This is a genomic window from Mycobacterium lentiflavum (assembly GCF_022374895.2).
GTDB classification, from domain to species: domain Bacteria; phylum Actinomycetota; class Actinomycetes; order Mycobacteriales; family Mycobacteriaceae; genus Mycobacterium; species Mycobacterium lentiflavum.
This window is the reverse complement of record NZ_CP092423.2, coordinates 2979126-3002933: the sequence shown is the minus strand read 5'-3', so window position 1 is coordinate 3002933 and position 23808 is coordinate 2979126. Positions and strand designations below refer to the sequence as shown.

General features: G+C 67.3%; 20 protein-coding genes. 14 read left to right on the top strand and 6 right to left on the bottom strand.

Features of this window, described 5'->3' with window-relative positions:
- Positions 1–65: 65 nt before the first annotated feature.
- Complete coding sequence (locus tag MJO58_RS13980; protein ID WP_239719780.1) at positions 66–1001, bottom strand: hydrogen peroxide-inducible genes activator; 936 nt, start codon at positions 999–1001, stop codon at positions 66–68.
- Between the two features lie 102 nt (positions 1002–1103).
- On the opposite strand from MJO58_RS13980, the gene MJO58_RS13975 reads away from it, so the two are divergent.
- Genes MJO58_RS13975 through MJO58_RS13965 form a run of 3 tightly spaced genes read left to right on the top strand, consistent with a single transcriptional unit; the run spans position 1104 to position 3576 of the window.
- Entirely contained in the window at positions 1104–1691 is a 588-nt protein-coding gene (locus tag MJO58_RS13975; RefSeq protein ID WP_036469215.1) for a peroxiredoxin, read from the top strand.
- A gap of 25 nt (positions 1692–1716) precedes the next feature.
- Entirely contained in the window at positions 1717–2253 is a 537-nt protein-coding gene (locus MJO58_RS13970; protein WP_239719779.1) for an alkyl hydroperoxide reductase, read from the top strand.
- Between the two features lie 9 nt (positions 2254–2262).
- On the top strand, positions 2263–3576 hold the full coding sequence (locus MJO58_RS13965; RefSeq protein WP_239719778.1) for an alpha-amylase family glycosyl hydrolase: 1314 nt from the start codon (positions 2263–2265) through the stop codon (positions 3574–3576).
- Here the strand turns inward: MJO58_RS13965 and MJO58_RS13960 are convergent.
- A complete protein-coding gene (locus MJO58_RS13960; protein ID WP_090602362.1) occupies positions 3573–4007 on the bottom strand; it encodes a DUF1810 domain-containing protein in 435 nt (144 codons plus the stop codon). The genes MJO58_RS13965 and MJO58_RS13960 overlap by 4 nt on opposite strands.
- Positions 4008–4025: 18 nt before the next feature.
- On the opposite strand from MJO58_RS13960, the gene MJO58_RS13955 reads away from it, so the two are divergent.
- The 3 genes from MJO58_RS13955 (at position 4026) to lon (ending at position 8280) form a co-directional block, all read left to right on the top strand.
- The gene (locus MJO58_RS13955; RefSeq protein ID WP_090609021.1) at positions 4026–5261 is read left to right on the top strand and encodes an alpha-hydroxy acid oxidase; all 1236 of its coding nucleotides are present in this window, start codon (positions 4026–4028) and stop codon (positions 5259–5261) included.
- Positions 5262–5314: 53 nt separating this feature from the next.
- Positions 5315–5863, top strand: a complete 549-nt coding sequence (locus MJO58_RS13950) for a CGNR zinc finger domain-containing protein (protein ID WP_175364428.1) — start codon at positions 5315–5317, stop codon at positions 5861–5863.
- A gap of 98 nt (positions 5864–5961) precedes the next feature.
- The gene (gene lon, locus MJO58_RS13945) at positions 5962–8280 is read left to right on the top strand and encodes an endopeptidase La (RefSeq protein WP_239719777.1); all 2319 of its coding nucleotides are present in this window, start codon (positions 5962–5964) and stop codon (positions 8278–8280) included.
- 3 nt (positions 8281–8283) lie between these two features.
- Here lon and MJO58_RS13940 read toward each other — a convergent pair whose 3' ends face one another.
- Positions 8284–11583, bottom strand: coding sequence for a LuxR C-terminal-related transcriptional regulator (locus tag MJO58_RS13940; protein ID WP_434086231.1), 3300 nt, complete (start codon positions 11581–11583; stop codon positions 8284–8286).
- A gap of 157 nt (positions 11584–11740) precedes the next feature.
- Here MJO58_RS13940 and MJO58_RS13935 point away from each other — a divergent pair, with 157 nt between their 5' ends.
- From MJO58_RS13935 to MJO58_RS13915, 5 genes are read left to right on the top strand one after another with little or no spacing between them, the layout of a single operon-like run.
- Positions 11741–13012: a cytochrome P450 gene (locus MJO58_RS13935; protein ID WP_239719776.1), complete on the top strand. Its 1272-nt coding sequence runs from the start codon at positions 11741–11743 to the stop codon at positions 13010–13012.
- Positions 13009–13398 carry a nitroreductase family deazaflavin-dependent oxidoreductase gene (locus tag MJO58_RS13930; protein WP_090602352.1) on the top strand — a complete coding sequence of 130 codons (390 nt, stop codon included), beginning with the start codon at positions 13009–13011 and terminating at the stop codon, positions 13396–13398. Before MJO58_RS13935 ends, MJO58_RS13930 begins: the two co-directional genes overlap by 4 nt.
- A 40-nt stretch (positions 13399–13438) precedes the next feature.
- On the top strand, positions 13439–13771 hold the full coding sequence (locus MJO58_RS13925) for a TfoX/Sxy family protein (RefSeq protein WP_090602349.1): 333 nt from the start codon (positions 13439–13441) through the stop codon (positions 13769–13771).
- Between the two features lie 36 nt (positions 13772–13807).
- Positions 13808–14452, top strand: coding sequence for an HhH-GDP family DNA glycosylase (locus MJO58_RS13920; RefSeq protein WP_090602346.1), 645 nt, complete (start codon positions 13808–13810; stop codon positions 14450–14452).
- Positions 14449–15183, top strand: a complete 735-nt coding sequence (locus tag MJO58_RS13915; RefSeq protein ID WP_239719775.1) for a DUF72 domain-containing protein — start codon at positions 14449–14451, stop codon at positions 15181–15183. The genes MJO58_RS13920 and MJO58_RS13915 overlap by 4 nt, the downstream gene beginning before the upstream one ends.
- Positions 15184–15203: 20 nt before the next feature.
- On the opposite strand, the gene MJO58_RS13910 is transcribed toward MJO58_RS13915, so the two are convergent.
- From MJO58_RS13910 to MJO58_RS13900, 3 genes are all read right to left on the bottom strand, one after another.
- Positions 15204–17306 (bottom strand): NAD(P)H-binding protein, encoded by a 2103-nt coding sequence (locus tag MJO58_RS13910; protein ID WP_239719774.1) that lies wholly within the window; start codon positions 17304–17306, stop codon positions 15204–15206.
- A gap of 119 nt (positions 17307–17425) precedes the next feature.
- Positions 17426–18910, bottom strand: coding sequence for an acetyl-CoA acetyltransferase (locus tag MJO58_RS13905; RefSeq protein ID WP_239719773.1), 1485 nt, complete (start codon positions 18908–18910; stop codon positions 17426–17428).
- Between the two features lie 47 nt (positions 18911–18957).
- The gene (locus MJO58_RS13900; RefSeq protein WP_239719772.1) at positions 18958–21351 is read right to left on the bottom strand and encodes a CoA transferase; all 2394 of its coding nucleotides are present in this window, start codon (positions 21349–21351) and stop codon (positions 18958–18960) included.
- Positions 21352–21483: 132 nt separating this feature from the next.
- Between MJO58_RS13900 and MJO58_RS13895 the strand changes: the two genes are divergently transcribed.
- Genes MJO58_RS13895 through MJO58_RS13885 form a run of 3 tightly spaced genes read left to right on the top strand, consistent with a single transcriptional unit; the run spans position 21484 to position 23785 of the window.
- Positions 21484–22392 carry an undecaprenyl-diphosphate phosphatase gene (locus MJO58_RS13895; protein ID WP_239719771.1) on the top strand — a complete coding sequence of 303 codons (909 nt, stop codon included), beginning with the start codon at positions 21484–21486 and terminating at the stop codon, positions 22390–22392.
- Between the two features lie 31 nt (positions 22393–22423).
- Positions 22424–22894: a DUF427 domain-containing protein gene (locus tag MJO58_RS13890; RefSeq protein WP_090602334.1), complete on the top strand. Its 471-nt coding sequence runs from the start codon at positions 22424–22426 to the stop codon at positions 22892–22894.
- A 42-nt stretch (positions 22895–22936) separates the two neighbouring features.
- Positions 22937–23785 (top strand): SDR family oxidoreductase, encoded by an 849-nt coding sequence (locus tag MJO58_RS13885; RefSeq protein WP_239719770.1) that lies wholly within the window; start codon positions 22937–22939, stop codon positions 23783–23785.
- Positions 23786–23808 lie beyond the last annotated feature (23 nt).

Here is a 23808-nt window from a genome sequence, read left to right as displayed (position 1 = left end):
CAGAACCTACCGTCGGCGCCGCCGAACGCCGAGTGCAGTAGTCGACGCGCCGCAGCCGAATGACGCTATGTAGCCAGGCGTACTCGCTGTTCGCTGCCGACCGACTCGCCGATGATGGCGGCAAGTCGCCGATACGATTCGTCGCGGCCACTCGACGAGCGGAACACCAGGCCGATGCGCCGGCCCGGGCGCGGCGACGCGAACTGCGCGAGCCCGAGCTGGCTGCGGGCGGCCTCCACGGGTGCCGCGCTCTGTGGGATCAGCGTCACCCCGAGCCCGCCGGTCACGCACTGCACCGCGGTGGCCAGCGACGCGGCTCGGGTGTCGGCGAGTTCGGCTCGCACACCGGCCTTTTGGCAGACATCGAGGGCCTGATCGCGCAGGCAGTGTCCCTCGTCGAGTAGCAGCAGCGGCAGGTCCGCCAACGCCGAGGTGGGTACCCGGCGTTTGCCGGACAGCGGGTGGCCGGGCGGTACCGCGAGCAGGAAGTCCTCCTCGTAGATCGGCACCTCGGTGAGTCCGGTGGCGTCGGCGGGCAGCGCGATCAGGGCCGCATCCAGGGCCCCGCCGCGCAGTGCGGTCAGCAGTCGCTCGGTCTGGTCTTCGATCACCCGCAGGGTCAGGGCGGGAAGGCGATTGGAGAGGCCGGTCAGCACGGTGGGCAAGACGTAGGGCGCCACCGTGGGGATCATGCCGAGGCGCAGGGTGCCCTGCAGCGGATCCGAGGTGCCCCCCGCGGCGGCGGTGAACGCTTCCGCCGCCTCGACCACGGCTTGGGCGAGCGGCAGCAGTTGCGCGCCTTCCGGTGTCAAGCGGACACGCCGCGTCGAGCGCTCGACGAGGTGGGTGCCCAGGCCCGTTTCGAGGGCGGCGAGCGACTGCGAGAGTGTCGACTGACTGACACCGAGATCCGTTGCAGCACTGCCGAAATGATGCTTCTCGGCCACCGCCGCGAAGGCCCGAAGCCCGGCCAGGGTCGGCTGAAAACTCTTATCGGTCATGGCTATAAGTATAGTGTGATATATCACCTTTACTTCAGACACCGCTCCCGGCAACATGGTGACAGACACTTAATCTTGACTAATTCCAGATAAGGAGCGGATATGGCACTGTTGACGATCGGCGACCAGTTTCCCGCCTACGAGCTCACCGGGCTGATCGGCGGCGACCTGTCGAAGGTCGACGCCCAGCAACCGGAGGACTACTTCAAGACCTTCTCCAGCGACGGCCACGAGGGCAAGTGGCGGATCGTGTTCTTCTGGCCCAAGGACTTCACCTTTGTGTGCCCGACCGAGATCGCCGCGTTCGGCAAGCTGAACGACGAGTTCGAGGATCGCGACGCGCAGGTGCTCGGCGTGTCGGTGGACAGTGAATTCGTGCACTTCCAGTGGCGTGCCCAGCACGAGGACCTCAAGAAGCTGCCGTTCCCGATGCTGTCGGACATCAAGCGTGAACTCGCCTTGGCCACCGGTGTGCTCAATGCCGACGGTGTGGCCGACCGCGTCACCTTCATCGTGGACCCCAACAACGAGATCCAATTCGTCTCGGCGACCGCGGGATCCGTGGGGCGTAACGTGGACGAGGTGCTGCGAGTCTTGGACGCTCTGCAATCCGACGAGCTGTGTGCCTGCAACTGGCGCAAGGGCGACCCGACGCTGAACGCCGGAGAACTGCTCAAGGCCTCGGCGTAATTTCGGCTCGATCTGGAGGTTTGTGATGAGTATCGAGAATCTGAAGGAAGCGCTGCCGGAATACGCCAAGGACCTCAAGCTCAACCTGGGTTCGATCGCGCGGACCACCGTGCTCAACGACGAACAGTTGTGGGGCACGTTGCTGGCCAGTGCGGCGGCAACGCGAAACACCCAGGTGCTGGCCGAGATTGGGGCCGAGGCAGCCGACAATCTGTCTGCCGAGGCGTACCAGGCGGCTCTGGGTGCCGCGTCGATCATGGGCATGAACAACGTGTTCTACCGGGGCCGCGGGTTCTTGGACGGTAAGTACGACGACCTGCGGGCCGGACTGCGGATGAACATCATCGGCAATCCGGGGGTGGACAAGGCGAATTTCGAGCTGTGGTCGTTCGCGGTGTCATCGATCAACGGGTGTTCGCACTGCGTTGTGGCACACGAGCACACGCTTCGTGAGGCCGGCGTGGATCGTGAGGTGATCCTGGAAGCCTTGAAGGCCGCAGCGATTGTTTCTGGTGTGGCACAAGCGATCACGACCGCGCAGACACTGGCCGGCGTCGGCTGATCGTCGCCGGTGACCGCATCCTGGGTAGCGCACGCGATCTGGTGGCAGGTCTATCCCTTGGGCTTCGTGGGAGCATTTCCCACGCCCGAGGGATCGGACCCGCCGGGTCCGGGCGAACACCGGTTGCGGCGGCTTGCCGACTGGTTCGATCACGCCATCGAGCTGGGGGCATCCGGAATCGCCCTGGGGCCGATCTTCGCCTCGCGCACACACGGTTACGACACCACCGACCACTACCGGATCGACCCCCGACTCGGTGACGACGGCGATTTCGACTACCTCGTCGCCGAGGCCCGAGCCCGCGGCCTGCGGGTACTGCTCGACGGTGTCTTCAACCATGTCGGGGTGGACTTCGGGCGCTACCTCGATGCGGCGCACGACGATACGGCCGCGCGCTGGTTTCGGGGCCGTCCCGGACGGTTTCACACCTTTGAGGGGCATTCCGAGCTGATTACCCTCAATCACGACCACCCGGAAGTCGTCGACTACGTCGCCGACGTGATGTCGCACTGGTTGCAGCGGGGCGCGGACGGCTGGCGCCTGGACGCGGCTTACGCTGTGCCACAACAGTTCTGGGCGACGACGTTACCGCGGGTGCGCGAGCGGCATCCGGACGCCTGGTTCGTCGGCGAACTCATTCACGGCGACTATGCCGCGATCGTCGAGGCGGCCACCTTCGACTCCGCCACCCAGTACGAACTGTGGAAGGCGATCTGGAGCAGCCTCAACGACGGCAACTTCTTCGAGCTGAACTGGGCGCTGCAGCGCCACAGCACGTTTCTGGCCAGTTTCGCGCCGCTGACGTTCATCGGCAATCATGACGTCACCCGCATCGCCAGCCAGCTGGACAATCCCCATCACCTCGCGCACGCGCTGGTGTTGCTGTTGACCATAGGCGGTGTGCCCAGCGTATACGCCGGCGACGAGTTCGGGTTCCGCGCCGTCAAAGAAGAGCGTTACGGCGGCGACGACGCGGTGCGCCCGGAGTTCGCCTCTCCCCCTTTGCAATTGGACGACTTCGGTGCCGAGGTATGGCGACTGCACCAATTCCTGATTGGACTGCGCCGGCGCCACCCCTGGCTCCATTCCGCCACCACCACGTCGATGCGGCTGGCCAACCGGCACTACGTCTACGAGACGCGCAGCGGAAACGATGCACTAGTGGTTGCGCTCAACATCGACGACGAGCCGGTGCGGCTGGTGCTGTCGGAGCTGGGACCGGCGCGCGCCGAGGTGGTCGCCGGATCGGCAGCCCCACCCAGCGACGTCGTCGCCGAGGTGACCGTCGAACCGCACGGCTGGCGAATCCTGCGCCCCGCCTAGTCGCCCAGCTGGGCCAGCGTCAGGGCGTCCTGCTCACCGCGGTAGTAAATGTCGAGCAGCGCGAGGAAATCCTGGCGGTCATCGGTCGCCAGCGCGAACAACGTCATCGACGAACGCAGCTTGAGATCGTCCGGTGAACCGAAGATCTGCGTGATCGAGCGACCTCGCACCTGATTGACCAGCCGGGTGCACTCATGCAGCCGCGGCCCCAGCACCTCGTGCCCGAGATAGGCGCGAGCCTCCTGCAGCGACGAGATGCCGTAGTGGACGGCCGTCGGACTACTGCCCAGGCCGCGCAGCTGCGGGAACACGAACCACATCCAGTGACCACGTTTTCGTCCGGCACGCAGCTCCTCGACGACGCTGCCGTAGACCGGCTCCTGCGCGACAACGAAACGTGTCAGATCGAAGGGATCGTCCGCCGAGTCCATATGACTACGGTGACATACATGGCCGTCAAACGACGCATGCCCAAAGCCCGCGACCTGGCCCCGCTCATGCAATTCAAGCGGCCGCAGTTCAACGCGACCACACGTCGGCTCAGCGCGGCCTTCACGATCGAGGATCTGCGCCGCATCGCCAAACGCCGCACCCCGAAGGCGGCATTCGACTACACCGACGGCGCGGCCGAGGACGAGTTGTCGTTAGAGCGTGCCCGACAAGCCTTCCGCGACATCGAATTCCACCCGACGATCCTGCGCGACGTCAGCAATGTGACCCTCGGGTGGGACGTGCTGGGTCAGCCCGTCGCCTTGCCCTTCGGGATCGCGCCGACCGGATTCACCCGGTTGATGCAGACCGAAGGCGAGATCGCCGGAGCGGCGGCGGCGGCCCGGGCCGGCATCCCGTTTTCGCTCTCCACGCTCGGAACCTGCGCAATCGAAGACCTGGTGGCCGCGGTCCCGCAGGGCCGCAAATGGTTTCAGCTATATATGTGGAAGGACCGAGACCGGTCGATGGCACTGGTCAAGCGCGCCGCCGACGCCGGATTCGACACCCTGCTGGCCACCGTCGACGTGCCGGTCTCCGGGGCCCGGTTCCGGGACAGCCGCAACGGGATGACGATCCCGCCGTCGCTGACGCTGCGCACCGTGCTCGACGCGGTGCCGCACCCGAAGTGGTGGTTCGACTTGCTGACCACCGAGCCACTGGCGTTCGCGTCGCTGGATCGCTGGCCGGGCACCGTCGCCGAGTACCTGAGCACGATGTTCGACCCCAGCCTGACCTTCGACGACCTGGCCTGGATCAAGGAGCAGTGGCCCGGCAAGCTCGTGGTCAAGGGTATCCAGACCCTCGACGATGCGCGGGCTGCCGTGCAGCACGGCGTCGACGGCATCGTGTTGTCCAATCATGGTGGACGCCAACTGGATCGGGCCCCGGTGCCCTTCCATCTGTTGCCGGCGGTGGCGCGCGAGCTGGGCAAGGACACCGAAATTCTGGTAGACACCGGCATCATGTCCGGCGCCGACATCGTGGCCGCGATCGCGCTGGGCGCACGGTTCACGCTGGTTGGGCGGGCCTATCTCTACGGGCTGATGGCGGGCGGCGAGGCGGGGGTCAGCCGGGCGATCGAAATCCTGGAGAGCGGGGTGCTGCGCACGATGCGGCTGCTCGGCGTGCGGAGTCTCGAGGAGCTCTCCCCCGCCCACGTCACGCAGCTGCGGCGGCTGGGACCGGTCGAGTAGGCCAGTGCCCACGATCTGTTGCGGGGTTGGCTGAAACCTGCCAAGGTGGTTACGTGAAATTCGCGTTCGTTTGCGGCCGGGCCTGCCTCAACTTCGCGGGCACGCTGAAACACCGCAACACCTCTCGTGAAGAACGATTGACCGAACCTGCGGCGCTGTCGGAATGGGCCGTGCAGGCGGGATTGGTGGATGCCGGCATCGAGATCGCCGACGACGACCTGGCCGCCGCGATCGCCGTGCGGGAAGCGATCTACCGCACTGTCACCGCGCGGCTGGACGGCCGCCAGCCCGCGGCGGCCGATGTCGACCTGTTGAACGAGCAGGCATCGCGCCCTGCGCTGACGCCGCGGCTGCTGCCCAACGGCGACACCGCCCGCGGCGGAACCGCGCCACAACTGATCGCAAGCTTGGCCGCGGATCTGCTGGATCTGCTCGCCGGCCCCGACATCGACAACGTCAAGCGGTGCGACCACCCGAACTGCTCGCTGCTCTACGTCGACTCCTCGCGGGCGAAGAACCGGCACTGGTGCGGCATGGCCACCTGCGGCAACAAAGTCAAGGTCCAGGCCTTCCGGGCGCGCCAGCGCGCTGCGGCTAATTGAAGCCCATTGAGCCTGGTCACACCGCGGGCCCAGTTAGGTCGGGAACAAAAGCCACTCCGCAAAGGTTGAGCGCAACAGACTAAACCTTTGGAGTGCAGATGTCTGAACCTAAATCAGTGCCGGTGCTGTTCGTCACCGACACGATCGTGTTACCGGGGATGGTTGTGCCGATCGAGCTGGACGATGCCGCGCGAGCGGCCATCGACGCGGCGCGGGCCAGTGAATCCGGTGAACTGCTGATCGCGCCGCGGCTCGACGACCGGTATCCGTCCCACGGTGTGATCGCGAAGATTCTCCAAGTCGGACGCATCGCCGGCAGCGGCGGCACCGCGGCCGTCGTGCGCGGCGAGCGCCGGGCGCAGATCGGTGCGGGAGCCAGCGGCTCCGGCGCGGCGCTGTGGGTCGAGGTGACCGAAGTCGGCGACGCCGAGGCCACCGACGAGGTGAAAGCCCTTGCGGCGGAGTACAAGAAACTGCTGCTGGCCATGCTGCAACGGCGCGAGGCCTGGCAGATCATCGATTACGTCAACAGCCTGACCGATCCGTCGGCGCTGGCCGACACCTCGGGCTACGCGTCGTATCTGACCGACGTGCAGAAGCGCCAGCTGTTGGAGACCGTGGACGTCGCCGAGCGGCTGCGCGTGCTGATCGACTGGACGAGCGACCACCTCGCCGAAGTCGAGGTCAACGACAAGATCGCGGAGGACGTCCGCGATGGCATGGAGAAGACGCAGAAGGAGTTTTTGTTGCGCCAGCAGCTCGCCGCCATCCGTAAGGAACTGGGCGAGGGCGAGCCCGACGGATCCGACGATTACCGGGCCCGCATCGAGGCCGCCGAGCTGCCCGAGAAGGTGCGCGAGGCCGCGCAGCGCGAGGTCGGCAAGCTGGAACGTGCCAGCGACCAGAGCCCGGAGAGCGGCTGGATTCGTACCTGGCTGGACACCGTGCTGGACCTGCCCTGGAACGTCCGGACCGAGGACTCGACTGACCTCAAGGCGGCGAGGGAGATCCTGGATGCCGACCATCACGGGCTGGACGACGTCAAGGACCGCATCGTCGAATATCTTGCGGTGCGTTCGCGGCGCGCCGAGCGTGGGCTGCAGGTCGTGGGCGGCCGCGGCTCGGGCGCGGTGATGGTGCTGGCCGGTCCGCCCGGGGTCGGTAAGACGTCGCTGGGTGAGAGCGTGGCCAGGGCCTTGGGCCGCAAGTTCGTGCGTGTCGCGTTGGGCGGCGTACGCGACGAGGCCGAGATTCGTGGGCACCGGCGCACCTACGTGGGTGCGTTGCCCGGCCGGATCGTGCGTGCGATCGGCGAGGCGGGTTCGATGAATCCCGTTGTGCTGCTTGACGAAATCGACAAGGTTGGTTCCGATTATCGCGGCGACCCGAGCGCGGCACTGCTCGAGGTGCTGGACCCGGCGCAAAACCACACCTTCCGCGACCACTACCTGGATCTGGATCTCGACCTGTCCGACGTCGTGTTCCTGGCTACTGCCAACGTGATTGAGAACATCCCGTCGGCGCTGCTGGATCGCATGGAGCTGGTGGCTATCGACGGTTACACCGAGGACGACAAGGTCGCGATCGCCCGCGACTACCTGCTGCCGCGGCAGCGGGAGCGGGCGGCCCTGACGGATGACGAGGTCACCGTCACCGACGCCGCGCTGCGCAAGATCGCCGCCGATTACACCCGCGAGCCGGGGGTTCGGCAGTTCGAACGGCTGCTGGCCAAGGCGCTTCGCAAGGTGACGACCAAGATCGCCGATGAACCGGTGATCATCGACGAGCCCGACCTGGTGGATTACCTTGGCCGGCCGCGGTTTACGCCAGAGTCGGCCGAACGCACCGCGGTGCCGGGCGTTGCCACGGGGCTGGCTGTCACCGGCCTGGGCGGCGATGTGCTCTATATCGAAGCCGGGGCCACCGATGGTGAGCCCGGGTTGCAGCTGACCGGTCAACTGGGCGACGTGATGAAGGAGTCGGCGCAGATCGCGCTGTCCTACGTCCGCTCCCATGCGGCCGAATTGGGTGTCGACCCGACGGCGCTGGACCGGCGCATTCACGTGCACGTGCCGGCGGGCGCGGTGCCCAAGGACGGCCCGTCGGCCGGTGTCACGATGGTCACCGCGCTGGTGTCGATGGCCACCGGCCGTCAGGTTCGCTCCGACGTCGGCATGACCGGTGAGGTCACGCTGAACGGCCGGGTGCTGCCGATCGGTGGTGTGAAGCAGAAGCTGCTGGCCGCCCAACGTGCTGGTCTGTCAACGGTTTTCATCCCGCAGCGAAACGAGCCGGACCTCGACGACGTGCCTACTGAAGTGCTCGAGACGCTGACCGTCACGCCGATGACCGACGTCGCGGAGATCGTCGCGCAAGCACTGGAACCGGCGAACCAGCCGGTGACCGCAGCGGCCTGACCGCTACCCATGCTTGGCCGCCTCCTGCACAAGCTGAACGCGGGAGGACAGGCCGAGCTTGGTGAAAACGTGCGACAAGTGGGCCTGAACGGTCCGCGGGGAGATTAACAGCCGCGCGGCAATCTCCTTGTTGCCCAGCCCCTCACACACGAACCGCACGACGTCCAGTTCCGCAGGCGTCAGCGATGCCCATCCCGAATCGGGACGCTGGCGCGCGCCTCGGCCCCGGACCGCGTATGCGACCACGTCGTCGATACTCATGGCCTCGCCCGCGGACCATTCGGACTCGAATTCGTCAGGCGCTAAAGATTCCCGCAGCGAGTCCAGCAAGGCGGCATAGTCCTCGTCGCGGATCTTGAACCGAACCAACCCGCACCGCAGCCGGATCGCAGCGGTGGCCGCCAGTAGTCGTACGGCGTCGCCGAGCGCGCCTTGATGACTGACGGCAGCGGCAAGGCATTCGACTGCGTCAGGCACATTGAGATACGTCCCGCACTCTGCCGTGCACGAAAGCGCCTGCCTCGCATCCCGAACCGCGTCTGAGGGCCGGCCCTCGATCAGCGAGGTGCGAGCCCGGACGATGAGCGCGTACGCGAGGTGCCAGCCGGTGGTCATCGACACCGCCTCGTCGGCCCAGGTTCGCGCGGCGGTCAGATCGCCGGTGGCCAGCGCGGCGTCGGCGGTGCGGGCCCCTTGGCCGGCGGCCAGGACTTTCTGGGCGGACATCTGTTGCCGCGCAGTCTCGCTCGCATCCAGACTGGCCCGGGCGTCCCCCGCCGCCAGCTCGGCCGCTGCCAGCGCCGAATGGCCGATGCCCTGCGGAGACACCCCGTCGCGATCGGCTTCGGCGGCCATCGCGGCACGCGAAGCCAGGCGGGCCTCGTCGATCCGGCCGGCATAGGCGAGCGCCAACCCGAGACCGTGTAAGCAGGCGGGCAGCAGGAACAGCGCTCGAGCCGCCTCCACCTGCGCTAGAAGCTTCTGAAACTGGGCCACCGCGCCCGGGATATCCGCCTCCATCAGCAGCGCCCATCCCAGACTCAGCAGGCATTCCCGGGCGGCGCCCGCGTCTCCGATCGACTCGGCGACGTCTCGGCCCTGTTCGGCCGCGGCGCGCGCCGCGCGCGCGTCGCCGACACCGACGGCCGAATAGGCCTGCCAGGCATAGATTTGGCTGAGCCCCCACCAGTCCCCAAGCTCCCGGGCGAGGCGGCCGGCCTCATCGAAACAAGCCTGCGTCGCGGTTCCGCCGACCGCGCTCCATCCGGCGACCAACCCATACGAGGTCAGCACGCGGGTCAGCAGGGCCGGGTCGTCGACCTCGCGGGCGATCGCCAGCGCCCGCTCGGCGCGTTGCATATTGTCGAGGGCACCGAGCCAAGCACCCAGCGCCGCGGCATCGGCCAGCGCGCGTGCCCATACCGTCCGGTCTACAGCGTGGTCACCGTCGGACGACTTTTCGGCGAACACGGTGTCGAACCACGACTTGCCCTCCCAGATGCGCAGCCGTGAGCGCCAGAGCGGGAACAGCGCGGAGGCCAGTGTCAGTGCCGGCCCGATGGCGCGGGTCTCCAGGCACCATCCCAAAGCGGCCCGCAGGTTGTCCATCTCGACTTCCACTTGGTCGAGGCGGTGCTCGTAGTCGGTGCGTTGCGGGGCGTCGAGGGCAGTGGCCATCGCGAGGTAGTAATCGCGATGTCGCTCCCGCACCGCATCGGCCTGCCCCGACGCGCCAAGGTGCTCTTGGGCGTACTGGCGGATCGTCTCCAGCAGCCGGTAGCGCGTGCCCAGCCGTCCTTCCTCGGCGACCACCAGTGACTTGTCGACCAGCAGGGTCAGTTGGTCGACGACGTGGAACCGCTCGGCGCGGCCCTCCGCGCACACGAAAGACGCTGCGTCCAAATCGAATCCGCCCGCGAACACCGCCGTGCTGTGAAAAAGGCTTCTCTCCTCGTCGGTCAGCAGGGTGTGCGACCAGTCGACGGAGGCGTGCAGCGTCTGCTGTCGACGCACCGCCGTGCGGGAGCCGCCGGTGAGTAATCGGAAGCGGTCGTTGAGGCCCGCGATGATCTCGGGTAGCGACAAAGCGCGCACCCGCGCGGCGGCCAGCTCGATGGCCAGCGGCAGGCCGTCGAGCCGGCGGCACAGCTCGCGCACGACGGCGAGGTTGTCGTCGGTGACGCGGAAGTTCGGCCGCACGCGTTTCGCGCGGTCGGTGAACAGGGCGACGGCGTCGTCGTCGACCGACAGCGACGGCACGCGCCAGCTCACCTCGCCCGCAACCGCGAGGGGCTCGCGACTGGTGGCCAGCACTTTCAGGTTCGGGCACCGGCCCAGCAGTTCGGTGATGACCGAGGCGGTTCCGTCGAGCAGGTGTTCGCAGTTGTCCACCACCAGCAGGATCGTGCGGTCGCCGATGAACCGCACGATGTTGTCGAGGGTGGATATTCCCGGTTGGTCGGGCAAGCCGAGCGCGAGCGCGACCGTCACCGCGATCACGTCCGGGTGGGGGATCGGCGCCAGGTCGACACACCAGGCGCCGCCGGGGAATTCGCCGGCTACCGCCGCGGCTAGCTCGAGCGCCAGCCGGGTCTTGCCGACCCCGCCGGCCCCGGTCAGGGTGAGCAGACGGTTGTCCGACAGGAGATTCCGCAGCTCGCCAAGCTCGTCACCTCGGCCGATAAAGCTGGTCAACTGGACGGGCAGCCGACCGGTGACTGCGTCCTCGGCCACCCGCAGCGGCGGGAACTCGACACTGATATCTGGATGGCACAGCTGCACTACCCGTTCGGCGCGTGGCAGGTCGCGTAGCCGGTGCGTGCCCAGTTCAATCAACCACGCGTTCGGCGGAAGACAGTCGGCCGCCAGCTCGGTGGCCGCGCCCGACAGCACGATCTGTCCGCCATGCGCGAGATCGCGCAGCCGCGCCGCCTTGTTGATGGTCGATCCGATGTAGTTGCCCTCGTCGCGCAACTGGACTTCCCCGGTGTGCACCCCGATGCGCACCCTTATGGGCGCCAGCGGCTCGCGCTGCAACGCCAGAGCACACGCGACGGCGTCCGTGGCGTGGCGGAAAGCCAGAACAAAGCTGTCGCCCTCGCCTTGTTCGACGGGCCGCACCCCCCGATGCTCGGCAACGATGCGACCCAGCACCTGATCCAGTCGGGCGACCGCGTCCGCCATTTCGTCGGGAACGGTTTGCCACAGCCGAGTAGAGCCTTCGACGTCTGCCAACAACAGCGTCACCGTTCCCGTAGGCAACATCTCGGCCACAGTCAGGTCGCTTTCGTCAATTTCGCTCATGCTAGCCACGATCCACCAGGCTGCGATGACAATTCATCAGCCAAATTGCTGACGCGGCTCCCTCAGACACTCGGGGTGCGGATAGGTAATTCGGCCGATGCCCCAGCCACGTCGAGTCCGGATAGTCGACTCCGAACCGACTGCAAGGAGCGTCCCTATGACAACCCACGCTTTGCCGACCCTGGACCAGGTCGAACTCCCGGAGATCGCTTACGACGATGCCGGCACGATCGATGAGGTCCACGATGTGCTCCGGCGGGCCCGCGAGCAGGGCCCATTCGCGCTGGGACCCTTTGGCCCCGAAGTCCTTACTTATGACCTAGTACGCACGGTGCTGCGCGATTCTCGCTTCGCCATGCCGCGAGGACTTGCCCTGGCCGTCCAGGGAATCACCGGTGGACCGGTGTGGGATCGGGTGTGTCGGCTGATCATCAGCCTGGACGGCCGCGAACACCATCGCCTGCGCCGACTCGTTTCACGGGCCTTCACCCCCCGCGCTGCCGATCGAATGCGCCAGGCCTGCGTCGAGGTCATCGCCGAACTGATTGCCGCACATCGCGACGCTGGTCGCTGTGACATCGTCACCGCGATCGCTCGTCCTTACCCGGTGCCTATCATCTGCGCGATGCTCGGCGCACCGCGCTCCGACTGGCAGTTGTTCTCCGGCTGGGCCGATCACATCGGCTATGCGTTCGGCGTGGACGTCGCGCCGCACACGACCGAGATTCTGGTGGCCTGGGACGAGTTCGACGCATACCTCGACGACTTGATCGCCCGGCGCCGTCGCGACCTGTCCGATGACCTGATATCGGACCTGATCCGCGCCGAGGATCAAGGCGACCGCCTCACCCACGAGGAACTGGTCAACTTGGCCCTGATCCTGCTCAACGGCGGGACCGACACCACCCGCAATCAGTTGTCAGCCGCCGTACAGGCATTCTGCGGCCATCCTGACCAATGGGACCGCCTCGCCGCACATCCCGAGCTCGCCCCGCGGGCCGTCGAGGAGGTGATGCGCCACTCGCCGATCATTTTGAAGACGCTGCGCGTTCCCACTGAGGACCTGGCACTGGGTGGTCTCATAATCCCTGCCGGCACACCGGTTTTCGCCAACACCGCCGCAGCCAACCGGGATCCTGCGAAATACGATGCACCGGATCGCCTGGACATCACTCGCGATGGCCCGCCCGCGATGCTGACGTTCGGTGGCGGCAATCACTATTGCCTCGGCGCGCACCTGGCCCGCGTCGAGCTCGCGGAGGCGCTCGCCGCGTTGGCGCAGATGCTGACGTGTCCGCGCCGCGTTGGCGACGCCCCCTGGAAGCCGATCGCCGGGATTTCCGGGCCCACTCAACTGGTGGTGGATTACCTGCCGCGCGCACCCGGGCCTGGCGGCCGGCCTGTGGCTATTGCAGAATCGACGGCGTGACCGGCCTCGGCGATCTCAAACGGCAAGTAGTGCATCGTGTTCAACGGTTGGTGGTCAATCCGGTCGGTCGGCAATTGCCGGTGACCATGCTCGAAACGACTGGCCGCAAGAGCGGCCAGCCTCGCCGCACCCCGGTCGGCGGACGTGTGGTGGACAACCAGTTCTGGATGGTCTCCGAACACGGCGAGCACTCGGACTATGTGCGCAACATCAAGGCCAACCCCGGTGTACGGCTGCGCCTTGGTGGGCAGTGGCGAAACGGCACCGCTCACCTGTTGCCCGACGATGACGCGGTGCGCCGGCTGGACAATCTGCCGCGGCTCAACAGCGCGGTGGTGCGCATGATGGGCAGCGACCTGCTCACCATTCGGGTCGACCTGGACTGACCCGGCCGCGAATGTCGGTGCACACGATTAGCGTCGACACATGGCCTACGACCTAGAACTCGCCAACCGGATCCGCGAATTGCTGGCACCCCTGCGCGGGGTCGACGAGAAGGCGATGTTCGGCGGGCTGGCATTTCTCGTCGGCGGAAACATGGCGGTCGCGGCCAGCGGCAAGGGCGGATTGATGGTGCGGGTGCCGCCCGAGGACACGGTCAAGCTGCTGGATCGCCCCCACGTCAGCCCGATGGTGATGGCCGGCCGCGAAGCCCGGGGCTGGTTGCGGGTGGCCGCCGAGGGCGTGAAAACCAAACGCCAGCTTGCGAGTTGGGTTGACCGCGGCGTGGGGTACGCGGGCAGCCTGCCATCGAAGTAACGTTTGCCGGCGCGCGTGGCGGGTACGCGCCGAGCTATGAGCAAGTCGGACGGGTCCAAGCAGCTGGTGCGGCGCGTGCTTAAGGCCGGCGGCAGCACGTACGCGCACGAGGCGGGAATCCGGATCGGCGACAAACCGATGCCGCTGTTCCAACTGCTGGTGTTGAGCATGCTTGCCAGCAAGCCCATCGATGCCGCGATCGCGATGCGTGGGGCGCGCGAGCTGTTCAAGGCCGGCCTGCGCACGCCCAAGGCGGTCCTGGCGGCCGACCGGCACAAGATAATCGACGCGTTCGGCCGCGCGCACTACGTGCGCTACGACGAAAGTTCGGCCACCCGGCTCACCGAGATGGCGCAGCGGGTGGACGACGAGTACTTCGGCGATCTGCGTGAAATCGCCGAGCGCAGTCATCAGGACGCCGCTCAAGCGAGGCGAATGCTAAAGGAATTCAAGGGAATTGGCGATACCGGCGCCGACATCTATCTGCGCGAGGTGCAGGACGTGTGGCCGTGGGTCCGTCCGTACTTCGACGACCGTGCCACCGGGACAGCGAAGAAGCTGGGGCTACCCGCCGAACCGGCCGAGCTGGGAGCACTGGCGCCGCGGGCCAACGCGCGGTTGGCCGCCGCGCTCGTCCGGGCGTCGCTGGACAAGGAGTTGTGTAGCAGGATGGCCGGTTGACCGTTCGGATCGGCACTTCGGGGTGGTCCTACGACCACTGGGCCGACGTGCTCTACCCGCGCGGAACGGCATCCGCGCGCCGGCTCGCCCGATACGCGGAGGTTTTCGACACCGTCGAACTCAACGCCAGCTTTTACCGCTGGCCCAAGGATTCGACCTTCACCCGATGGCGCGACCAACTGTCGCCCGGCTTCACGATGTCGGTCAAGGCCCACCGCGGATTGACCCACTATCGCCGGCTGGGCTCGCCCGAGCCCTGGATCGAGCGGTTCGAACGGTGTTGGCACCTGCTGGGCGACCATCACGGTGTGCTGTTGGTCCAGGTGCATCCAGAATTGCAGCGCGACAGTGCATCTGAGACGCGACTGGATTCGTTCCTGGATCTCGTGCCGGGATCGATCCGGGTGGCCGTCGAGTTGCGCCATCCGTCCTGGGACGACCCAGCCGTCTACCAGTTGCTGGAACGCCACCGCGCCGCGTACGTGGTGATGAGTGGTGCGGGTTTGGCGTGCATACCGCGCGCCACCACCGATCTCGTCTACATCCGCATGCACGGCCCAGACCCCGATTCGCTCTACACCGGTTCCTATCCGGACGACGAGTTGCGGTCCTGGGCAGACCGGATCGTCGCATGGGACCACGAGGGCAGGGACGTGTGGATGTACTTCAACAACGACCTGGGCGGCCACGCCGTCCGCAACGCCCTCTCGGTGCGGGATCTAGTGAGTTAGTCCGGCGCGAGGAGCAGCGATCATGACGTCGGGTCGACCGGCGCCCAGTCGTGGTCGATGACATCCGGCGGGTACTGGGCTTGCAGGCGTTCCCGTTCGGCGCGGCGGCGTTTGATCCGCAGCCGGGCATCGGCCGGCATGGTGACCAGTTCATCGCAGGTCAGGTAATACACATCATCGACGACGTCGAGCAGGTCGGCCGTGACTCGCCGAGAGCCCAGTTCGCGCAACGTCATTCGAAGCTCGTGGGTGAACCGCAGGGTGGTGTCGTGGGCGAGCTCGCGTGAGACGCGGGCGTTGGTGGCGATTCGCTGGACCAGGGTCGCGGGCGGATCAGATGCGGTGGGCTCGCAAGCTGCTTCGGCGGCCCCGGCCAATAGCATCGCCGGGTCGTCGCCGAAGACTCGGCTGGCCAGCTCGGCCGCTCCGGGCCCGCGGTGCGCGAGTTGCGCGATCGCGGCATCCACCAACGCGGCGGTCGGGGGCGACAGCGCACGGATGCTGGCCAGGTTGCCTGCGGCGGCCATCGCCCGCAGTGGCGGGTCGGCACGCAGCGCCGCGGTCAGTTCGGCGAGCACGCCGGTGACGCGGTCGCTTTGCATGATCGCATTCATCCCGGGCACGCGGGAGCCCGCCGCGGTGTATTCGAGTGCCGCCGCGGTGACTCCGGAGTCGATCAACCACAGCGCCGTGAGAATCCAGCCTTGGTGAATGCGGTCTCGCAGCAACCGAACTCGTACGCCCAGGCCCGGGTCGGGCAACAAACCCAGGTGTGTGGCATCGGCATGTTCGGCGTATGCGGCGGCGCTGTAGGCCCGGGTGTCGGCCTTGAGATGACGCATCAGGGCCAGCGATCGCGTGGTGGCGACCGCCTTGGCGATCGACCCGAGCGCTCCGGCCGCCAGCCGGGGCTGACCGAATGGCAGCACGTCTGCGACCTGCGGCTGACCGACCAACGCGCGCTTGACGAGGGCCTGGTCATCCCAGCCGAGCAGCTGGCTGGCGGCGACGACGTTGGCCGAGACCCCGACGTAGGGGCGATGACCGAACACCGCGATGGCCCTGCTGCCCCATTCGTCGCCGACCACGCCGCCCAGCGTCAGCGCCTGGCCCAGCACCCGGCTGGCGGTGCGCAGTCCACTCAACTGCACGTCCAGGGTGATCGGGGTCAGCGGACCGGGCAGCGCCTCGGTGAGGCCGTCGGTGGCGAATACCGGGAATCGTGGATCGATGCGGTCGTCGAACTCGCCCTCGACGCCCTCGGGCGCGGCGCTGCGCAGTTGGTCCGACGGTGCGGGACGCGGGATGACCTCCACCGGAAGTGCCATCTGCACGCCGTGGCTGGTCGCGCCTCCGGCGCCGAGTTTGCGGCCGACGAGTCCGCGCGCGGTGTCGGCGACCGCATCGAATGCCGGCCAGCCGAACTCGAACTGCCAATCCTCTTGGGCAGCAACGATATCCACCGAAGGAATCAGCTGTGGCCAGCCGCGGATCCGATGACTTCTCGACCGGGGGTCTACGGCGCGCAACAGTCGCCACGCGGTCACCACATTGGTGGTGTCCGGAGTCGCCAGATCCACGAGTCCGGTGCGGTCGGTGTTCAGCGCCAAGACAAGAAAGCGCACCAGGTCGTCGAGGTGCAGCACTCGTATCGGTTGCGTGGACACCTTCGTGCGCAGGAGGGTGGCCACCGTGCGGCACACCATCCAGTCGAGCTGGCGGCCCACCGGCGGCGCGATCCGGATGATCAGGCTTGGTCCCAGGCTCGTGGACACCAGGTCCTCGGCCGGCTGGTAGACGTCGGCGGCCCCGGCGGCCTGGGACACGAACAGCAGGCGCGCGCCGGCGCGCGCGGCCGCATGCGTCACGTGCGCCACACCGTTGATGCCCGCGGTGCCGGGCGCATCGGGTTCGATCGGGGCCAGATGGATCACCGCGTCGGCTTCGTCGGCCAGTTCTTGCAGGATGGAGTCGTTCAGCGATGCGCAGACGAACTCGACCGCCGGGTCCAGACGGGCGTCGGGGTACTCAGAAATGCCGGTAACCGAATGTCCGGCAGCAATCAGCTGCCGTGCAACCAGCCGCCCGAGTGTGCCGGTGGCGTCGGTAACCAGGGTGTGCACCTGGGCTCACCTCCCCCAACGTCTGATTCGACAATATGCGCGCCACTATCGCTGCGCGACCGTTACTGCGTGAACGGCACTGTGGCCTGGCTTTTTAATCCACTTAATCCGCCGCCGGGCTATTGCAGCGTGGCGTTGCCGTCCGCGCTGACGGTCACCTTGGCGCCACCGATATCTTCGCGAACAGTTGCCCGCGCCGAGTCGGGGTCGGCGATGACCGCCAGCGTCCGGGATCCATCCGGTGTGCGCACAGCAACGAAAGCCTTCTCCGGTTGCCCGTCGCGATCGAACGGCGTCGTCCAGGCTTCGACCGTGCCGGCGCCTTCCCACTGCACCAACGCCTCTCGAGTCGGTTCCCTGTCCACCACGGATTGCGCATTCTCCCAACGGAATTCGTCTGGTGGCTCGGTGCCGTAGACCCCGAAGCTGTGCTTGGTCAGGTAGCCGCCGTTGGCGGTAACCAGGGCGCGTCGCCCGGGATTGGCCACCAGCAGTTCGGCCACCGTGGCAATCGAGTGCATCACATAGTTGCTCCACGGTCCGCCGGCGAAGGTCAGGCCACCGGTGACCGTCAGCGGCCGGGCGGGGTCGTCGATACTCAATCCGAGCTCGGCGGCCGCCACCTGAACGGCGGAGGGAAAGCACGAGTACAGGTCGACGTAGTCGACGTCGTCGATGCCCAGACCGGCCAGCTGCAGTGCCCGCGCACCGGCGATTCGGATGGCCGCCGACCGGTGCAGTTCGTGGCGCTCGGCGATCGACGGGGTGTCGTAGGCGTCAGTGCCGGCGTGCGGATAAATCCAGCGCTCTTCTGGGATGCGCAGACGGGTGGCCTGCTCGACCGACGTCAGGATCAGCGCGGCGCCCTGATCCACCATGTTGTTGGAGTTCATCAGCTTCGGGTAGGGCCAGCTGATCATCCGGTTGTGCGGGCCGGGCTGCACGATCTCGGCCGCGGTCGCGGGTTTGCGGATCCACGCGTGCGGATTGCCGACTGCGACGGCGTTGAAGCGCGCCCACAGCTCCCCGATGCGGTTGCGATGCTCCTCGACCGATTCGCCGTTCGCGATGCGCAGGGACTGCTCGAACAGCGGGTAGACGTAGGCCGGCCGGTCCAGCCTGATCCTGAGTTCGGCGTCGCCGGCCATCGGCACGTCCTCACCGCTGACCTGTGCCATCGGCACGGATTCGTCCTGAGCCGTCCACTCGAGCCGGCTGCCCTTGGCCTTGAGCCCTCGCCGGGTGCGCCAGGTTTCGGCGCCGGTCAGTAGCACCACACCGGCGCGACCCTGCTGGATGTCCAAGCAGGCCTGGTTCAGCAGTGTCTGCGGCACGTTGCCGCCCACCGGGCTGTACAGCGTGGTGAACTTCGGTGCGCCGATCCGCTCGCCGACCAGGAGCCCGGCGTCGCGGTAGGTCGCCGACAGGACGTTGACCACCCGGACGGAGTCCACGGCCCGCAGAACCGGGGCGTCGGCGGCCTGCTGAGCTGCGGCGACCATCAGGTCGACGGGTTCGACCGACCGTGTTTGCGGGTCGATCTCGTCGCGGCGGTTGATCTGGCCATACCCGATCAGCACCGGTGTTTTGGGGTCGACGCGCATCAGACGAATTTATCTTGGCGACGACGCGGGCCCCGCCGGCGGTGTGATTACGTGCTGTCGGCGGCCGCGAACAGCACCCGATCGGCGATCAACCGGTCGATCTCCTCGGTGCTCAGGCCGAGCAGTTTCCGGCAGAGCTCCCGGGTGTCCTGACCGGGCAGGGGTGCGGGCCGCTGGGGGGCCGGCGGAATGTGGCGGAACGGCGCCGGCCCGGTCTCGGCCGGCAGCGGGCGCTCGACCAGCGGATGCACCATGTCACTGAGCAGCTTGCGCTCGACCAGTTGCGGGTCGGCGAGGACGTCCGGCGGACGGTTCATCGGGCCGGCCGCAATCCCGGCCGCCTGCAACGCTTCGGCGGCCTGGGCCGTTGTTCGCGTGCGAGTCCAGGCGGCGACCAGCCGCACCAGCTCCGCGCGATGGGCCGTCCGCTCCTGGCCGATCGCGAAGCGCGGATCGTCAGCCAGCTCGGGCCGTTCGAAAAGTACGGTGAGACAACGCCATTCGCTGTCCGAACAGATCGAGATGACACACCACTCGTCGTCGCCGGCGCATGGGTAGACCGCGTGCACGCTGGTGTCGTCGCAGACCGCGGCTCCCGCTCCCAGTGCGGCCTGGGTGACGTACAGGGTGTCCAGCTGATTGACGACGACCTCGGCCTGCGAGATGTGCACATGGGCCGGGTCGCCGGTCCGATCGCGGCGGATCAGTGCGGCCAGTGCCGCGATCGCGGTGACCCGCCCCACGATGTGGTCGGGAAAGATCGTCGTCGCGTCGTAGAACGCATGCCGGGCGCCGGCGGCATGCGCTTCGGCGGAAGCTTCCTCGGACGTCCAGAGACTGGTCACGCCGGTGGTGGCGCGGACCAGCGGGCCGTAGCCCATCCGCCTGCTCCACGGCCCCCGGTTTCCGAACGCGCTGCTGCCCGCGAGCACGATGCGGGGGTTGATCTCGCGCAGGTTTTCGAATGAAAACCCAAGCGAGGTAAGGGTTCCCGGCTTGAAGTTGGCGAACACCGCGTCGGCCTCGGCGACCAGTCGGCCGAAGATCTCCTTGCCCTGCTCGCTGCGCAGGTCCAGGCCCAGCGCCAGGTGATTGCGGTGGGTCCAGGCGAACGACTCGCTCATCACCGCGCCGACTCGCGATTGGCGCAGCCCGTCGGGATAGGTCGCACTTTCGACCTTGATGACCTGCGCGCCCAAGTCCCCGTAGAGCCGGCTCAGCTCACCGCCGGCGACGATCACGCCCAGGTCGAGAATTCTGAGGTCCTTGAACGGATACTCGCCGGCCCCGCCCGACGGGGTTGCCGTCACCGGGTCGGCCAGCCAGCGCGGTTCGTCGGCCCCGGCGGGCGGAGCTGGAGTCCGGAAGCCGCAGCGTTCGTCGTCGACCACGAAATATCCGGTCGGCACGTCGGTGCGCACCCCGGGCACCAGCTCGGCATTGGTGATCGCGCCGACGGCCTGGAAGTGCTCGGAGGCCAGGATTCGCGACGGCGTCAGCACCGCCGAGATCGGGACTCCGTGTGCCTGACCCTCGGCAACCAGTTCCTTCATGGTCTTGTCGGCGAACAACGCGTCGACCAGCACGCTGATCTGGGGCCATGCTGCGAACCGGGCGCCCAGCGTGTCGTAGCGGGGATCCTGGAATTCCTCGGGCTCCCCCAGCCAGCGGCGCAGGCCGCGCCACTGCCTGGGTGCCATCACGCAGAGCCGGACGTAGCCGTCCCGGCACGGGCAGATCGGGTAGGGGTCCTGGTTTTTCGGCCGGCCCCGCCACGCGCTGGTGCGCTGTCCCGCGGTGGCCTGCCCATGCGCGCCGAATGCCGGGTCGAGTGCCATCACGACCGCGTCGAAACGCGAGAAGTCGATGTAATCGCCTGTGCCGCAACGTAGTCGGTCGTAATAGGCGACGAGTACCGCCCAGGCCGCCTGCACGGCGGCGGTGGCCGAGGCAATGCCGTCGGGCGGCAACACCGGGGTGCCGACGGTCGGTCCGGACCGCGACAGCGCGCCCGACATCGCGAAGAGCACCGGGTCGGTCGCACGCCACGAGGCGCGCGGACCGGTGGCGCCGAAGTCGGTGATCGATAGCACGACCAGATGCGGGTAGCAATCGACTAACTCGGCAGCCGATGTGCCGAACGCGGCCGCCTGATCTGCCGCGTCGACGACGATGTCGGCTCCCCCGACGAACTGGACGAAGCTGCGGCGGTCGTCGTCGTTGCGCGAATCCAGCACCACGCTGCGTTTGTTGGCGTTGTGCACGGCGAACGGGATGCTGGCACCGGCCAGCGTGGGCGGCTCGTGACGAGCGGGGCTGCCGCCCGGAGGTTCCACTTTGACGACGTCTGCCCCCAGGTCGGCGAGCAGGCGAGTCACCGTGTCGCTGACGCCGCCGGACAAGTCGATGACGCGCACCGCGGCGAGCAACTGATCGGCCATCCGTTCACCGTACCGGCCCCGTGTCGCCAAATGCATAGTCGCTCAAGCTGGTTCGGATCGGCTTCGGATCGGCCCAGCCGACCGGCTACGCTGCGTAGTTTGTTGTCCGCCGAGGAATGGAGGAATCGGTCCGTGAGTGCGCACTTGAGTTACGTCGAAGCGCTTTTGGTCGGCGCGGCGCAGGGCGTGACCGAGCTATTCCCGGTCTCCAGCCTCGGTCACTCGATATTGGTGCCGGCCCTGGTCGGTGGCCAGTGGGCGCGCGATTTAGACGTCTCCGCACCGCAGTCTCCGTACCTGGCGTTCATCGTCGGCCTGCACGTCGCCACCGCCGCCGCGCTGCTGGTGTTCTTCTGGCGTGATTGGCTGCGCGTGCTGGCCGGGTTCATTTCCTCGTTGCGGCACCGTCGAATCCAGACGGCCAACGAGCGGTTGGCCTGGCTGATCGTGGCCGCCACCATCCCGGTGGGCCTCGCGGGTCTGTTCCTGGAGAAGTTGTTTCGCACCACGCTGGGCAAACCGATTCCGGCCGCGGCGTTCCTGCTGCTCAATGGAATTGCCCTGTACGCCGGCGAAGTGCTGCGCCGCCGCGCCGCGGCGGATCAGCCCTCGGCGGGCGACCAATCCGCGCACGGCGGGGAGGCCGTCGACAAGCGGCTCGCCCAGGTCCCCCTCGGCCAAGGCGTCCTGATCGGCAGCGCTCAGATTCTCGCGCTACTCCCCGGGATCAGCCGGTCGGGGATCACGATCGTGGCCGGTCTGTGGCGCGGCCTGTCCCACGAAGACGCAGCGCGCTTCTCCTTCTTGCTGGCGACGCCGATCATCCTGGCCGCCGGCGTCTACAAGATCCCCGATCTGTTCGGACCGATAGGCGCCGGGATAGGCGGCCAGGTCCTGGCCGGCAGCCTCGCCTCGTTTGTCTGCGCCTATCTGGCCGTGCGGTTCCTCACCCGTTACTTCGAAACCCGTACCCTGATCCCGTTCGCCATCTACTGCGCGGTGTTCGGGGCCGGCAGCCTCGCCTGGTTGACGTTGCGGTAGGCGAAGGTACGAACCCAAGAGGTGTCTTGAGATGAGCGATCAGGAATCAGTGTGGGACTACCCGCGGCCTCCGCGCGTCGAGCCATTCACCGGCTCGATCACCGTTGAGCTGGGCGGCCACGTCATTGCCTCGACCGGCCACGCCTGGCGAGTCCTCGAGACCAGTCACCCGCCGACGTACTACCTGCCGCGTGACGCGTTCGCCGACGGCGCGGTGCGCTCCGCATCCGGTAGCTCGTGGTGCGAATGGAAAGGCCGGGCGAGCTACTACGACCTGGTCGGGGGCGACGTCGTCGCCCCCAGGGCGGCATGGAGTTATCTGAATCCGACCCCGGGCTTCGAGTCAATCGCCGGTGCGCTGGCCGTGATGGCCGCCGCCGTCGACCGGTGCACCGTCAACGGCGAGGTCGTCACCGCGCAGCCCGGTGGCTTTTACGGGGGCTGGATCACCAGCTGGGTCATCGGGCCGTTCAAGGGTGTCCCCGGTTCGGCGGGCTGGTGAAGGATCATTGCGCCGTACGACATCGAGTGCTGTGCTAGCCGGATGGCAGACAACGCGGCTCACGCTCTCAAGATTCGCGACAAGGTCATCGTGATCACCGGCGGCGCACGGGGAATCGGGCTAGCCACCGCGACCGCTTTGCACAACCTGGGCGCCAAGGTCGCGATCGGCGACGTCGACGAGGTCCGGGTCAAGGAGTCGGGCGCCGCCCTCGGACTCGACGTGTACGGCAGGCTCGATGTCACCGACCCGCACTCGTTTTCGGAATTCCTCGACGAGGTGGAGCGGCAACTCGGCCCGATCGACGTGCTGGTCAACAACGCCGGCATCATGCCGCTCGGCCGCATTATCGAGGAGTCTGATGCGGTCACCCGGCGCATTCTGGACATCAACGTCTACGGCGTCATGTTGGGCACGAAGCTGGCCCTGGAACGCATGATCCCGCGCAAGCAAGGCCACATCGTCAACGTCGCCTCGCTCGCCGGGGAGACCTACATCCCCGGCGCGGCCACCTACTGTGCCAGCAAACACGCCGTGATCGGCTACACCGACGCGGCCAGGATCGAATACCGCGGCACCGGTGTGCAGCTCTCGCTCGTCAATCCCACATTCGTTAACACCGAACTGATCGCCGGAACCCAGGGAGCCAAGGGCATCAAGAACGCGGAACCGTCCGACATCGCCGACGCGATCGTCAAACTGGTAGCCCACCCGAAGCCGCGGGTTCGGGTCACCCGGCTGGCCGGCGCGATCATCGCCTCGCAGAAGTTCCTGCCACGCGGGCTGTCGGAGGGCATCAATCGCCTCCTTGGTGGTGAGCACGTCTTCACCGACGACGTCGACGTCGAGAAGCGCAAGGCCTACGAGGACCGCGCACGCGGCGCCGGGTGACCGTCTCGCGTAGCGACTTTCAT